Source organism: Streptomyces sp. NPDC054770, assembly GCF_053611985.1.
The window spans coordinates 239,680-252,864 of the sequence record NZ_JBSHBL010000001.1; the positions used below are offsets into that span (position 1 = coordinate 239,680).

General features: G+C 72.5%; 10 protein-coding genes. 4 read left to right on the forward strand and 6 right to left on the reverse strand.

Going from position 1 to position 13,185, the window contains the following annotated elements; all coding sequences use genetic code 11:
* Positions 1-371: 371 nt before the first annotated feature.
* Positions 372-1,724, reverse strand: a complete 1,353-nt coding sequence (locus ACWGKQ_RS01010; protein ID WP_453289729.1) for a S53 family peptidase — start codon at positions 1,722-1,724, stop codon at positions 372-374.
* A gap of 308 nt (positions 1,725-2,032) precedes the next feature.
* On the opposite strand from ACWGKQ_RS01010, the gene ACWGKQ_RS01015 reads away from it, so the two are divergent.
* Positions 2,033-3,355 carry a phosphatase PAP2 family protein gene (locus ACWGKQ_RS01015; protein WP_453289730.1) on the forward strand — a complete coding sequence of 441 codons (1,323 nt, stop codon included), beginning with the start codon at positions 2,033-2,035 and terminating at the stop codon, positions 3,353-3,355.
* A 57-nt stretch (positions 3,356-3,412) separates the two neighbouring features.
* On the opposite strand, the gene ACWGKQ_RS01020 is transcribed toward ACWGKQ_RS01015, so the two are convergent.
* From ACWGKQ_RS01020 to ACWGKQ_RS01035, 4 genes are all read right to left on the reverse strand, one after another.
* Positions 3,413-3,769, reverse strand: coding sequence for a cupin domain-containing protein (locus tag ACWGKQ_RS01020; protein ID WP_453289731.1), 357 nt, complete (start codon positions 3,767-3,769; stop codon positions 3,413-3,415).
* 76 nt (positions 3,770-3,845) lie between these two features.
* The gene (locus tag ACWGKQ_RS01025) at positions 3,846-4,811 is read right to left on the reverse strand and encodes an NAD-dependent epimerase/dehydratase family protein (protein WP_453289732.1); all 966 of its coding nucleotides are present in this window, start codon (positions 4,809-4,811) and stop codon (positions 3,846-3,848) included.
* Entirely contained in the window at positions 4,808-6,478 is a 1,671-nt protein-coding gene (locus ACWGKQ_RS01030) for a fatty acid CoA ligase family protein (RefSeq protein WP_453289733.1), read from the reverse strand. Before ACWGKQ_RS01030 ends, ACWGKQ_RS01025 begins: the two co-directional genes overlap by 4 nt.
* Positions 6,479-6,482: 4 nt before the next feature.
* Positions 6,483-7,409, reverse strand: coding sequence for an alpha/beta fold hydrolase (locus ACWGKQ_RS01035; protein WP_453289734.1), 927 nt, complete (start codon positions 7,407-7,409; stop codon positions 6,483-6,485).
* Between the two features lie 207 nt (positions 7,410-7,616).
* Here ACWGKQ_RS01035 and ACWGKQ_RS01040 point away from each other — a divergent pair, with 207 nt between their 5' ends.
* From ACWGKQ_RS01040 to ACWGKQ_RS01050, 3 genes are all read left to right on the forward strand, one after another.
* Positions 7,617-8,636 carry a 3-oxoacyl-ACP synthase III family protein gene (locus ACWGKQ_RS01040; RefSeq protein WP_453289735.1) on the forward strand — a complete coding sequence of 340 codons (1,020 nt, stop codon included), beginning with the start codon at positions 7,617-7,619 and terminating at the stop codon, positions 8,634-8,636.
* Positions 8,637-8,698: 62 nt separating this feature from the next.
* Positions 8,699-8,959, forward strand: coding sequence for an acyl carrier protein (locus tag ACWGKQ_RS01045; RefSeq protein ID WP_453289736.1), 261 nt, complete (start codon positions 8,699-8,701; stop codon positions 8,957-8,959).
* Entirely contained in the window at positions 8,956-10,188 is a 1,233-nt protein-coding gene (locus tag ACWGKQ_RS01050) for a beta-ketoacyl-[acyl-carrier-protein] synthase family protein (protein WP_453289737.1), read from the forward strand. The genes ACWGKQ_RS01045 and ACWGKQ_RS01050 overlap by 4 nt, the downstream gene beginning before the upstream one ends.
* A 32-nt stretch (positions 10,189-10,220) precedes the next feature.
* Here the strand turns inward: ACWGKQ_RS01050 and ACWGKQ_RS01055 are convergent, their stop codons facing one another.
* Positions 10,221-12,941 (reverse strand): SpoIIE family protein phosphatase, encoded by a 2,721-nt coding sequence (locus tag ACWGKQ_RS01055; protein ID WP_453289738.1) that lies wholly within the window; start codon positions 12,939-12,941, stop codon positions 10,221-10,223.
* Positions 12,942-13,185: the final 244 nt, after the last annotated feature.

Genomic DNA, 13,185 nt, shown 5'->3' on the forward strand with positions numbered 1-13,185 from the left:
ACAGCCGGGGAGGCCGCCAGCCGCGGAAGAGGGCAGCGGAGAGGGGGACAGCCGCAGAGGCCGACAGGCGCGGAGGAGGACAGCGGAGAGACCGACAGCTGGGGCGGGGGGGCAGCCGGGGAGGCGGACGGTCGCGGAGGCGGACAGCGGAGAGACCGACAGCTGGGGCGGGGGGGCAGCCGGGGAGGCGGACGGTCGCGGAGGAGGACAGCGGAGAGGCCGCCAGCCGCGGAGGACGACACCCGCGGAGGGGGACGGTCGCGGAGGCGGACAGCGGGGAGGGGGACAGCCGCGGAGGCCGGCAGCCGGAAAGGGGGAACGGGAACGGCCCGGGTGCGGGGCCCGGGCCGTTGGTTGTGGGTGGGTTCTTGTCAGGTGCGGGGCTTGTCCTTGGCCAGGGACGGGACGAAGTGGAGGGCGTCCACGGTGCCGATGCCGGTGGCGAGGTCGTAGCCGTTGACCGCCTTGTAGCCGGTCACGCCCTCGTAGCTGTTGTTCGTGCCGTCGTTGACGTCCACGACCCCGGTGGTCTTGGAGTGGCGGGCGTAGAGGTCGTACAGGCTCTGCTGGATGTTGCCCAGCCGGTGGCCGGCCACCTGGTCGGCGAGGGCGACGATGCCCGAGAAGAGCGGTGTGGCCTCGCTGGTGCCGCCGCTGACGTCCCAGCCGACGGCCGTCGGGTCGAAGCTGGAGTAGATCCAGGCGCCCCCGTTGACCGCGGCGGACATCGAGATGTCCGGGGTGCCGCGGCGGGTGCCGACCTGCTTCTTCACGCCGTTCTGGAAGGACGGCCGGGTGAACACGTGGGACTGGCCGCCACCGCCGGAGCCGTAGTCGTTGTAGACGCTGTCCGGCTTGACCCGGTCGCCCTTGTCGTCCAGGTGGAGCTGGGTGCCGCCGATCGAGGTGACCAACGGGTCCGAGGACGGCCAGGAGTTGACGCGCTTCTTGTAGTACGTCTTGCCGTCCGCCTGGAGGTCGGTGGCGCCGCCGTCACCGGAGGCGGCGAGCACGGTGACGTGCTTGCGGTTCGCGTCCTGGAAGGCGTACCGCAGCTTCTTGATGCTGGAGAAGTCGCCCTTGGCGAACCCGGGGAAGGTGTTCTCGGTGGCACCGAAGCTCTGGCTGATGACGTCGCCGACGTTGTGGTCGATGAGGTACTTCTCGGCGTCCATCATCTCCGGCAGACCGGTGGTGCCCTCGGTCTCGGAGACCGCCGTCTCGACGACGACGATCTTCGCGGCCGGCGCCACCGCGTGCGCCATCTCGACGTCCAGCGTGGTCTCGCCGGCCCAGCCGGTCATGTCGGAGTTCTTGGGGTCGAAGGCGGGCACGTGCCCCCACTTGACGACCTTCACCTTGGTGCTGGGCAGCCCGAACTGCTTGCTGTAGACGTCGAGGTCGTGCTGGACGGTCGGGGAACCGTACGAGTCGACGATGACGATGGTGCGCCCCTTGCCCGTAACACCCTTGCGGTACAGGGCGTTCAGGTCGTACGCGGTGCGGTACTGGAGCGGGGTGTAGCAGTTGATCTGCCACTTGGCCTGGCACTGCGCGTTGGAGAGCGGGCTGCTCACACCGTGCACCAGGGTGTGCCCGACGGCGGCCGGTACCGCGAGGGTGTGCGGTACGGCGGTGGGCGCGGCAGCCGTCAGCGCGGTGGCCGCGAGGGCGGCGACGGACGTGGCGGCCGTGACGCCCAGCCCGGTACGGGCTATGTGCATGAATCCCCCTGCGATTCGGAGTCTCACGAAGTGGTCTCGGTCTCCGAGGAGATCTCGACGTGGTCTTCGCGCATCCCATCGAACGGGTCATGCACAGATCAAGTACGTTGAACGGACGATGTCGAACCCTTTACCCCGTGTTACCCCACCATTGACCGCCAGGCCTCTGCGGGCGAGGGTGGAACCCGGACCGCGGACTTTCCGTCTCCCCTTGTCGAACAGGACCTTCAACTTTGCCGCAACCCGCCCGCAACCTCTGACACATCGGCCGAACCTTGAGAAGACACACACCACTCAGACTCTGGGCCGTGGCAGCCGCCACGGCCTTCGCGTTCCTCGTCGCACTGGAGGTCGCCGCACGGCACTACGGCCTGCCGGGGCCGATCACCACCCAGGCGAGAGAGGTGATCTGCGCCCCCAAATCCGGTTTTCTCCTGTATGCCGGGCTGGCGTTGACGATGGTGGTGCTCCCCTGGCGGGAGCGGTTCGTCGCCCTCGGCGCCGCGATCGGTGTCGACCTCGCCTTCGCCGCGGGCCGTTGGGCACTAGGCATCGGGGTGGGCCACGGCCAGCCCTTCGGCAACGGCGCGTTGTGGGTGATCCTCGGCTGCGCGGTCGTCGCCGTGACCCGCCGCACCGGCCCGGAACGCGCCCTGCTGCTGAAGGGCGTCGGGCTGGGCCTGCTGCTGGTGACCGGCCGCAAGACCGGCGACACCTGGCTGCTCATCACCTCGAAGACCCGCCCGACGGTGCTCGACCAGTACGTGGCCACCACCGACCACGCCCTGGGCAACCCGTCGTGGCTGGTGGGCCGGATCGTCACGGCCGCCGGCCCGGTCGGCTTCAACCTCCTCGACGTCGTCTACGGCCAGCTCGCCGTGGCCGCGGTCGCCGTCGCGCTGTACCAACTGCGCGGCGTGGCGGCCGAACGGCGCTTCCCGCGCCACCATCTCGTGCGCACCTTCCTGGTGATCGGCCTGCTCGGGCCGGCCATCTACATGATCTTCCCGGTGGTCGGACCGGTCTTCGCCTACGGCACCGGCGCCGACCACTGGACATCGGTCAGCCTCTGGCCGGAGCACCCGCCGCACGGCGGACACTGGCCGGCGCCCCACCTGTGGCCGCACACCACCCCGCCGGTCAGGGCGCCGCACCACCTCCGCTACGACGGGTTCACCCCGCGGAACTGCATGCCCAGCCTGCACACGGCGTGGGCCACCGCGATCTTCGTGCACTCCCGGCAGGCCCCCCGGGCGCTGCGCTGGGCCGGCGCGTTCTGGCTGGTCGCCACGCTCACCGCGACGCTGGGCTTCGGCTACCACTACGGCGCGGACCTCCTGGCCGGTGCGGTGTTCGCGCTCACGGTCGAGGCGGCCCTGCGCTCGTACGACCGCGGCTGGGACCCGTCGGGCATCCGGCTGGTCGCCCACGGTACGGCGGTCTTCGCCGCGCTCCTGCTGTCCTACCGCTGGCTGCCGCTGGAGATGGCCAGGTATCCCTGGGTCTCGGGACCGCTCCTGGTCCTCGCGATGGTCTCGGTGGTCCACGACTACATACGCACCGTCAAGCACTGGGAACCGGCCGCGGAACCGGCGGCACGACATCGGGCGCCGCTGCCCGAACTGATCTGAGACGACCGGCGGCCTCCGCACCGCGTGCGCCGCCGTCGACCACCGTCCGGAGTCCGCTCAGGGCCGGCCCTGGGCCGCCGGGTAGGTGATCACCAGCATGGTGACGCCGTCCCGGGAGGTCCAGGGGCCGTGCGGCATGCCGGGCGGGCGGCAGGCGTACATGCCGGCGGTGAAGGTCCGGTCGAGCGTCAGGTCGTGCAGCGCCCCCTCGACCAGGTAGACCTCCTCCCAGAAGTCGTGGCGGGTCACGCCGGCCGCCGAGGTGTCGGCACCGGGCGCCCAGCGGACCAGCGCCGTACGGGATCCGCGTTCCGGGTCGTCGGCCAGGACGCGCTCCTCGACCCCCGGACCGGCACCGGCCGGGGTCCGCCAGGGGCCGTCGGGGAGGTGGAACTCCAGCTCGGGCTTGCTCACCGCGACACCGCCTCCGGGCACGCGCCCTTCGCATCGCCCCTCGGCCTGCCAGGCTAGGTCCGGTCTCTCCGCCTGTCTAAGTTCGCACGGTGGTCTGCCAGGAGTGGGCGGTGGGCGTGTAGTCGAGGTCGCGGCGGGCCGCGGAGATGTCGAACCAGTGGGCGCGGGTGAGTTCGGCCGCCAGGAAGCGCGTGAGCAGGGGGCGGTGTCGGCTGCGCGTTGCCCTGGCCGTCAGTTCGATGAGCGGGGCGGCCGTGCGTGCGGCCGTCGCGGACACCGAGCGGATCTCCGCGGTGATGCCGTGGTGTGCCAGCAGGCCGCGGACGGTGGCGGCGAGGGTGCAGGGAAGGCCCTGGGTGATGAAGTAACTCGCCCCGGCCAGGGGGGAGTTCGCGGTGAGCTTCTCCACGGCGAGCACGTGGGCGTCGGCGGCGTCGGTGACGTGGACGGTGTCCACGCGGTTGGCGCCGGTTCCCGGGAGCAGCAGTCTGCCCCGCCGGATCGCGGCGCGCAGGCCGGGCAGCAGGTGCGGGTCCCCCTCGCCCCAGATCAGATGGGGACGCAGCGACACGGTGGCCAGCCGGGAGCTGTCGGCGGCCAGCACCAGTTGCTCGGCCCGGGTCTTGGACCAGGGGTAGGGGGCGAGGAACCGCCTGGGGTAGGGGGTGGACTCGTCGGCCCCCTCCAGGTCCCGTCCGGCGAACACCACGCTGGCGCTGGAGCAGTGGACCAGCCGGGTCACCCCGTGCCGCCGGCAGGCGTCGATCACGGCCGCGGTTCCCGCGATGTTGACGGACGCGAAGTCGCGTCGCGGCCCCCATGCGTCCGCCAGCGCGGCGGTGTGCACGACGGCCTCACAGCCGCGTACGGCGTGCGCGACCGCCGCCGTGTCGCGGATGTCGCCCAGCACGGTCTCGGCCCCGTTCGGCGGCAGCGCCCGGCGGCCGCGTTGCAGGGAACGCACCTCGTGGCCGCGGGCCGTCAGACGCCGGCAGATCTCCGCACCGAGGAACCCGCTGCCGCCGGTGACGAGGACCTTCATGCGCGATCCTCCACGGCGGGTGCGGTACGGGGGTCCGCCGTCAGGCGCTGCTGTGCCCACCGGGCGAGCGCGCCTCGCTCGATCTTCGAGTTGTGCCGGATGTCGACGGGGAACCCGGGGTGGAAGACGATCGTCCGGATCTGGCCGCCGCCGTCCAGCGTGGCGAGAGTCCGGCGCAGGTCCGTGACGATGCGGGTCCGTTCGGCGCTGTCTCGTGGGCCGTCGGTCTCCACGCACAGCGTGGGCCGGGGGCGGCGACCGTCGCCGGCGTCGACCAGGGCGGTGCGGCGGACCGCGGCGACGGTGTTGCAGGCCGGCTCGACGCACTCGGTGTACAGGGGGCCGTCGGTGCCGGGTACGGCGTGGGCCTTGCGTCCGCAGTACCAGAGGTTCCCCTCGGTGTCGGTACGGCCGAGGTCGCCGGTGCGGTGCCAGACGTGCCCGTCGTCGAGGATCTTGGCCTGGGCGTCGGCGTGCGGGCGGCCGAAGTAGGTCCGGCTGACCGAAGGGCCGCGGACCGCGATCTCTCCGACGGTGTGGGCGGGTGGCGGCGCCACATCGGCCCAGTGGGCGATCGGTCCTGCGCCGGCCGGGATGATCGCCACGTGCAGGGACGGATGCGGACGGCCCACACAGCGGCCGCCGCCGCGTTCGGATGCGGCGCGCACGGCGCGCAGGGTCTGGCCGTCGGCCGCGCTCACCGGCAGGCTCTCTGTGGCGCCGTAGACGGTGCGGATCTGGGCCTCGTCGGGCAGCGCGGTGGTGAGGCGATCCAGCAGGTCGTACTCCAGCGGCGCGCCGAAGGTGGCGACCGACCGCACGCCGGCGAGGGCCGGTTCGGCGCGGCCGTCGGCAGCCAGCACGGACATGAGTGCCGGGGAGCCCAGCAGGGAAGTCGCGTTCGAGCGTGCCACCGCCTGGAGCAGGTCGTCGCGGCGGGCCCGGGCCGGCCTGCGGAAGTCCATCTGCGGGATCACGACGGTGACGCCGAGGGTCGGGCCGCCCAGGGCGAAGGGCAGGAAGCCGACGAGCATGGCGGTGCGCGGCCGGGCGCCGAGCAGGTCCGAGGTGGCGCCGCACTGCCGCACCAGCTGTTCGTTGGTGTAGACGACGCCCTTCGGCGTGCCGGTGGAGCCTGAGGTGTAGGCGATCAGAGCCGTGCTGTCGTCGGTGGCGGCGAGTGACGCGCGCGGTGCCGTACGGGCGAGGGCGGTGATCGTGGGCCACGGTCCGGAGCCGGTGGAGACCACCGTGCGGACGCCGGGGACCCAGCCGCGCAGCACGCGTGCCACGTGGGCGAGCGGCTCCCCCACGAAAGCCTGCGGGTCGGCCTCGCGCAGGCACTGGCGCAGCGCCTGGCGGGGCAGGCCGGGGTCGATCAGCACCGCGCAGGCGCCGAGCGCGGACAACGCGTACACCGTGGTGAGCAGGTCCCGTGGGCGGCGGGTCATCACCACCGTGCGCGTGCCCGGCCCGATGCCGGCGGCGGCCAGCGCGTCCGCGGTGCGCAGGCACCGGCTGTACAGGTCGGCGTACGTCACGCGTTCCCGGCGCCCGCCGTGGAAGATGTCGAGTGCGACGACGCCGGGCTGGGAACGCTGCCGGTCCGACAGCCGTCCGAGCAGCCCCACCTGCGGGCCGGCCGGGGCGGGGGTGGAATCGGGCACGGGGTCAGCTCCGCCGTTGCGGCCGGCGGGCGAGGAACTCCCGTACACGGGCGATGACCTCATCGCGGGCGTCCTCCTGGACGAAGTGGCCGGCACGGGGCAGCAGTTGCACCTCGGCCGAGGGAAAGCGACGCCGCCACTCGGCGAGAAAGCGGTGGTCGAAGACGGGGTCCCGGCCGCCCCAGCACACCAGCATGGGCAGTGCGGTCATCTCCGGTGCCTCGACGGGGCCCACGTCGACCAGCGGCCACGCCGGGTCGGCGGGAGTCAGCGGAATGTCCTGGATGAAACGGAGCACCGCCAGACGCCGGTGCGCGCCGCGGTAGGGCGCCACATAGGCACGGCGTACCGGCGCGGGCAGCGGGGACGTCACGCCGAGGCGGGCGGCGGCCAGTGCGAAGGCGTTGGTGCGGTGCACGAACCACGCCGGCAGGCGGCCTCCGTCGCGGATCAGGCGCAGATACCACGGCAGCCGGTGGCCGGCCGGCACGGGGAAGGCCGCCGAGTTGAGCATGACGATGCGGGAGAGCCACTCCGGGTGGCGCCGTGCCCAGGCCATGCCGATGATGCCGCCCCAGTCGTGCCCGACCAGGGTCCAGCCCCGGTCCGGCAGGCCGCGTTCGGTCACCAGGTGCCCTACCAGGCGCTCCAGGTCTGCCAGGCGGCCGGTGGCGGTGTACGGGTGGGCAGGCGGCCGGGGGCGGTCGGACAGGCCCATGCCGATGTGGTCGGGCACGATGCACCGGTGGCTCCCGCGCAGGTCGCGCACCAGGTGCCGCCACATGTAGCTCCAGCTGGGGTTGCCGTGCAGCATGAGCAGCGGCGCGCCCTCCCCCTCGTCCAGGTAGTGCTGACGCACACCACCCTGCGTGAACCAGTGCGGGGCGAAGTCGTAGTCGGGACAGGCGGACACGGCCTCGGTCGATGACACCGCAGCATTGTCGGCGTCCCTGGATAAGTCACGTGACCTGCTTAACTCCCAGGGATGAAGTTCCCGACCATGATCACTCCCATGGTGGATCCGCACCGGCATCCGGTTGCGGTGCGTCTGCGGGTGTCAGTTCACTGACCTCCCCCGCCGCCGGTGACGTCGCCCGACGACGACTGCGGCCAGGGCCGAGGAGACGACCTGACTTCCATGACCAAGCCCCGCCACAGCACGATCCGCCGAGTCGCAGTCCACGTGCCCGAACAGCGGCAGACCGGCAGGGAGATCGAGGACGACATCCGCTCCCGCAACCCCGGCGTCCGCCTGCTGCCGGGAGTGCTGCGGCAGATGTACGGATTCGAGGAGCGCCGCGTCGCGCCGGCCGGCACCTGGCCCTCCGACCTGGCCGCGGCGGCCGCCCGCAGCCTCCTCGACGAGTGCGGCCTGCGTTCCGATGCCGTGGACCTGCTCGTCTTCGCGTCCGCGAGCGAGGACCTGGAGGAACCCGCCACCGCCCATGTCGTGGCCGACAAGCTCGGGATCACGGCACCCGTCTTCGACGTCCAGAACGCGTGCAACGGCTTCCTCAACGCCCTGGAGATCGCCGACGCGCTGATCGGAACCGGCCGTTACGCCCGGGTGCTCGTCGTCACCGGGGAACGGGGCAGCACGCTCTCCCGCCTCCCGGTACGTGACCGCGACGAACTCGCCCTGCTGCTGCCCGCGCTCACCCTCGGCGACCTCGGTGCCGCCCTGCTGCTCGAGGCCAGCGACCGCCCCGGGCTGCTGGGGGTGCGCTGGCGCACCAACTCCGCCGGCTGGCGGGCCGCGACGGTGACCAGCCCGTACTTCTCACCGGACCCGCAGCCGCCCTTCGTCCGCTTCGACTCCCGGGCCCTGGCCGCCTCCTTCAGCGGGATGGAGAAGTTCTGTGTCGCCGAACTGGCCGAGTGGGGCCACAAACCCGGCGATCTGGATCTCGTCTGCCTGCATCAGGCATCCGTTCCCTTCACCCACGCCATCCTGGAGTCCACCGGCCTCGCCCGGGACAGGACCATGACCACCTTCCCCCGCTACGGCAACGTCGCCACCGCGAGCCTCCCCCTGCAACTCGTCAGGGCGTCCCAGGAGAACCGGCTCCGGCCCGGCGACCTGGTGGCCTTCCTCGGTCTCGCCAGCGGAGCCTCCGCCGGAATGCTCCTCCTGGAATGGCACCCCGACGCCGCCTGAGGCGCATCCCCCACCGCGCATCCTCCACCACGACCACGACCACGACCACGCAAGGACGCCGCATGAACGACACCACCGACACCTACGACCACGTCCGCGCCGTCCTCACCTCCAGCTTCCGGATCCCCGAGGACGAACTGTCCCCGGACCTCACTCTGGAACAGCTCGACCTGGACTCCCTCGCGCTCGCCGAATTCGTCCTGGTCCTCGAAGAACGCCTCGGTGTGAAACCCGACGGCGAGCGCGCCTCCAGGACCACGACCCTCGCCGAGGTCACCGCCCACCTCGACGAGCTGCGCGCAGCCCCGGCGACCCCCCGATGACCCCCGCGAAGCCGCCGATCGCCGTCACCGGGCTCGGCCTGGTCACCGCGGGCGGCAAGGGAGCCGAAGCCACGTGGGACGCGGTCTGTGCGGGGCAGTCCCTCGCCGCACGCGACCCGGTCCTGGACGGCCTGCCCGTCGACTTCTCCTGCCGGCTCCCCAGCAGTGAGGAGGACATCGACCGCGCCGTCGGCCGCAAGTCCTGGCGCATGGGCCGGTTCGCCAAACTCGCCGTCCTCGCCGCCCGGGAGGCGGTGCGCGACGCGGGCCTGGATCCTGCGACCTGGCAGGGCGCTCGGGTGGCCACCGTCGTCGGCTGCGGCATGGGCGGGACCGAGAAGTGGGAGGAGCAGTACGCGCGGCTCGACCGGCACGGCCCCGACCGCGTGTCTCCGCTGACCGTCCCCATGATCATCCCGAACCTCGCCGCCGGCGAGGTCTCCATCGACCTGCACGCCCAGGGTGTCAGCCTCGCCCCGGCCACCGCCTGCGCCTCCGGAGCCACCGCGATCGCGCTGGCTCGTGACCTGCTCGTGGCCGGCCTCTGCGATGTCGCCGTGGCGGGCGGCGCCGAAGCCGCGATCAGCCGCATGTCCACGGTCGGTTTCTGGCGCATGGGTGCCCTGTCCGGGCGGACCGGCCTCGTCACCGGGGCGTCCCGGCCCTTCGCCGCCGACCGCGACGGCTTCGTGATGGCAGAGGGGGCCGGCATCCTGGTCCTCGAACGCACCGCGGACGCGGCCGCCCGCAACGTCCGGCCACGCGCTCTGCTCGCCGGGTGCGGCAGCACCTCCGACGCCCACCACCCCACCACCCCGGCGCCGGGCGCCCACGGTGCGGAGGCCGCCCTGCGCACCGCTCTTCACGAAGCAGGCCTCGCCCCCCACGACGTGGACCACGTCAACGCCCACGGCACGTCCACCCCGCTCAACGACGCCACCGAGGCCACACTGATCGCCCGCGCCCTGCCGCACCGCCCCAGCGTCACCGCCAACAAGGGCGTACTCGGCCACACACTCGGCGCCGCCGGTGCGATCGAGGCAGCCCTCACGGTCCTGACCATCCAGCACCGACGGGTCCCGCCGATCGCCAATCTCCAGGCGCCCGCTCCCGAGTTCGACATCGACTGCGTCACCAAACAGCCCCGCTCCCAGCACGTTCGCACAGCCCTCAGCCACTCCTTCGGCTTCGGCGGCCACAACGTCGTCCTGGCCTTCACCCGGTCGTGAGGAAGGAGCCGAACGGCTCGGGAAGCCCGTCCTCACAGCTGCGCGTAGAGCCGTTGCTCGGTCCAGATGACCTTTCCGTCGTCGGTGTAGCGGGTCCCCCAGCGGTCGGCGAACTGGGCCACCAGGAAGAGTCCGCGGCCGCCCTCGTCCATGGTGGTGGCCCGGCGCAGGTGCGGGGAGACGCTGCTGCCGTCGGACACCTCGCAGATGAGGCTGCGGTCCCGGATCAGGCGCACCCCGACGGGGCCCGTCGCGTGCCGGATGGCGTTGGTGACCAGCTCGCTGAGGATGAGTTCCAGGGTGAACGCCTCCTCCTCCAGGCCCCAGTCGTGCAGCAGGTCGGTGGCCGCGGCCCGGACACCGGCGACGGCCGAGGGGTCGGACGGTACGGTCCAGGACGCGGTGTGCTTGTCGTCCAGCATCCGGGTGCGGGCCACGATCAGGGCCACGTCGTCGCGGGGCGCCCCCGGCACCATGGCGTCGATCGCCGCCCCGCACATCTGCTCCGGGGTCCGCCCCGGCACCGCGAGGGCCCGGCGCAGCCGCTCGATGCCCACGTCGATGTCGTGGCGCCGGTCCTCGATCAGGCCGTCGGTGAAGAGTGCGATGCCGCTGCCCTCGGGCAGCACCACCTCGCTCCGCTCGTAGGGCATTCCGCCCAGCCCGAGCGGCGGGCCGGCCGGTATTCCGGGCAGGTGGGCGCGGCCGTCCGGGGGCACGATGATGGGTTCCAGGTGGCCGGCCCTGGCCATGGTGCACAGCCGTGAGACCGGGTCGTAGATCGCGTAGAGGCAGGTGGCACCCGTGAGCGTCGGGGTGCCGCCGTTGCCGTCGCGGTCCTGGTCGATGCGGGTGACCAGCTCGTCCAGGTGCCACAGGAGTTCGTCGGGCGGCAGGTCGAGCGTCGCGAAGTTGTGTACGGCGGTGCGCAGTTGGCCCATGGTCGCGGCGGCGTGCAGTCCGTGCCCCACGACGTCGCCGACGACGATGGCGACGCGCGCCCCGGGCAGCGGTATGACGTCGAACCAGTCGCCCCCGACACCTCCGACACCGCCGGGTCCCGCCCCCGCCGGAAGGTAGCGGTGCGCGACGTCGACGGCGGTCTGCTCCGGCAGGGCCTGCGGCAGCAGGCTGCGCTGGAGCGTGACCGCCATGGTGCGCTCCCGGGTGAAGCGGCGCGCGTTGTCGATGCTGATCGCCGCGCGGGCGACCAGTTCCTCGGCGAGCGAGAGGTCCTCCCCGGTGAAGGAGGTCGGCTCCTTGGAACGCCAGAAGGTCACCACCCCGAGGACGGCTCCGCGGGACCGCAGCGGAGCGGCGATCATGGAGTGGATGCCGTAGGCCACCAGTTGCCGGGCCCGTTCCGGGTCCTGGGCCTGCCAGCCGGAGAAGGCCGCCATGTCGGCCTCCAGCACCATCCGGCCGGAGCCGAAGCCCTCGCCCTGCGGGGTGAAGGGGTCGAAGTGGATGAGCGCGCCGGGCGGGTAGAGCGGCACCCCCCGCCGGATGCCGTGCAGGGTGACCCGGCGCAGCTCCGCCGCGTTCACCGCGTCCGGTTCCTCGCCGCGCAGCACGGCGTCGGTCAGGTCGACGGTGACGTAGTCGGCGAACCTGGGTACGGCGAACTCCGCCAGTTCCTCCGCGGTGTGCCGCACGTCGAGGGTGGTGCCGATGCGCAGTCCGGCGTCGTACAGCAGCTTGAGCCGCCCCTGGACCACCTCGATCCGGCCCATCAGCGCGCTGAGTTCGGTGGTGTCGCGCAGGGTGGCGACCCAGCCGCCCGGTCTGCCCGGTCTGCGCGGTTCGGGCGGGCCGGGTCGACCGGGCGGGCAGGACGGTGCGTCCGTGGGGCGCTGGCTGACGGCCAGCAGCCGGTCGCCGACCTCGATCACCTCGTCCGTGGTCGCCCTGCCGGAGGCGAGGAGCTGTGCGGCCGCGGGGGCGGTCCCCAGCTCCGTGACGGGCCGGCCGTCCACGTCCGCCGCGAGGCCCAGCAGGCGCCGCGCCTCGTCGTTGGCCAGGAGCAGGCGGCCGTGCGGATCGACGATGAGGACACCTTCGCGCACCGAGTGCAGAACGGCGTCGTGATGCTCGTACATGCGCGTCATCTGGACCGGCCCCAGGCCGTGGGTCTGCCGGCACAGGCGCCTGCCGACGAGTGCCGTGCCGGCGGTGGCGGCCGCGAGCGCCACCCCGGTGCCCGTGAGCACGAGCGGGGCCTGCCGGCCGGCCGCGAGAGCAACCTGGTGGACGGTGATGCCCGCGGAGACCAGCCCGATCACCTTGCCCTCGGGGGAGATCACGGGCACGACGGTCCGCACGGAGGGGCCCAGGGTCCCGGTCGTCGTCTCGGTGACGATGCCGCCGTGCTGCGCCGCCGCGATGCTGCCGATGTAGCGGCGGCCGATCTGGGCGGGGTTCGGATGGGTGTAGCGGATGCCCTTGGGGCTCATCACGACGACGAAGTCCACGTGCGAGCGTTTGCGGGTCTCCTCGGCCAACTGCTGGAGAACGGCGGTCGGATGCGTGCCCACCAGCTCCTGCCGCACGGTGGGGTCCGCGGCGACCGCGGAGGCCACGGCGAGTGTGCGGTTGCGGGCCTCCCGGTCGGCGTCGGACCGCGACTGGAGCAGGAGGGCGGCGACCGCCGTCGCCCCGAGAACCAGGACGACTCCGACCTGCAGCAGGAACATCTGGCCGGCAACAGTGCGTATCCCGTACCAGGTCCGCATCCGCCGGAGCAGTTGGTGCATACGGCTCATATAACACCAAACCCGTACGACTACATCACCCCTGAACCACATCCGCTCGCCCCACCGAAGCGCTCCGCGTCCGATCACGCACGGCGTGTGAGTGCCGCGCTGTAGGGCGAGCCGCCTGTTCGAGAGGGTGGAGGCAGGGCATTGGCCGACGTGGTGCGGGTCATGGAGGCACTGGCCGAGCAGGGGGTCACTGTGCCGTTCGAGGCGGATGCGGAGCGCATGCGGGACGGGGTGC

What these genes read in the sequence shown, in the direction of transcription:
- ACWGKQ_RS01010 (WP_453289729.1), bottom strand. Translation starts at nt 1,724, where the DNA reads ATGCACATAGCCCGTACCGGGCTGGGCGTCACGGCCGCCACGTCCGTC.
- ACWGKQ_RS01025 (WP_453289732.1), bottom strand. Translation starts at nt 4,811, where the DNA reads ATGAAGGTCCTCGTCACCGGCGGCAGCGGGTTCCTCGGTGCGGAGATC.
- ACWGKQ_RS01040 (WP_453289735.1), top strand. Translation starts at nt 7,617, where the DNA reads ATGACCAAGCCCCGCCACAGCACGATCCGCCGAGTCGCAGTCCACGTG.
- ACWGKQ_RS01045 (WP_453289736.1), top strand. Translation starts at nt 8,699, where the DNA reads ATGAACGACACCACCGACACCTACGACCACGTCCGCGCCGTCCTCACC.
- ACWGKQ_RS01050 (WP_453289737.1), top strand. Translation starts at nt 8,956, where the DNA reads ATGACCCCCGCGAAGCCGCCGATCGCCGTCACCGGGCTCGGCCTGGTC.
- ACWGKQ_RS01055 (WP_453289738.1), bottom strand. Translation starts at nt 12,941, where the DNA reads ATGCACCAACTGCTCCGGCGGATGCGGACCTGGTACGGGATACGCACT.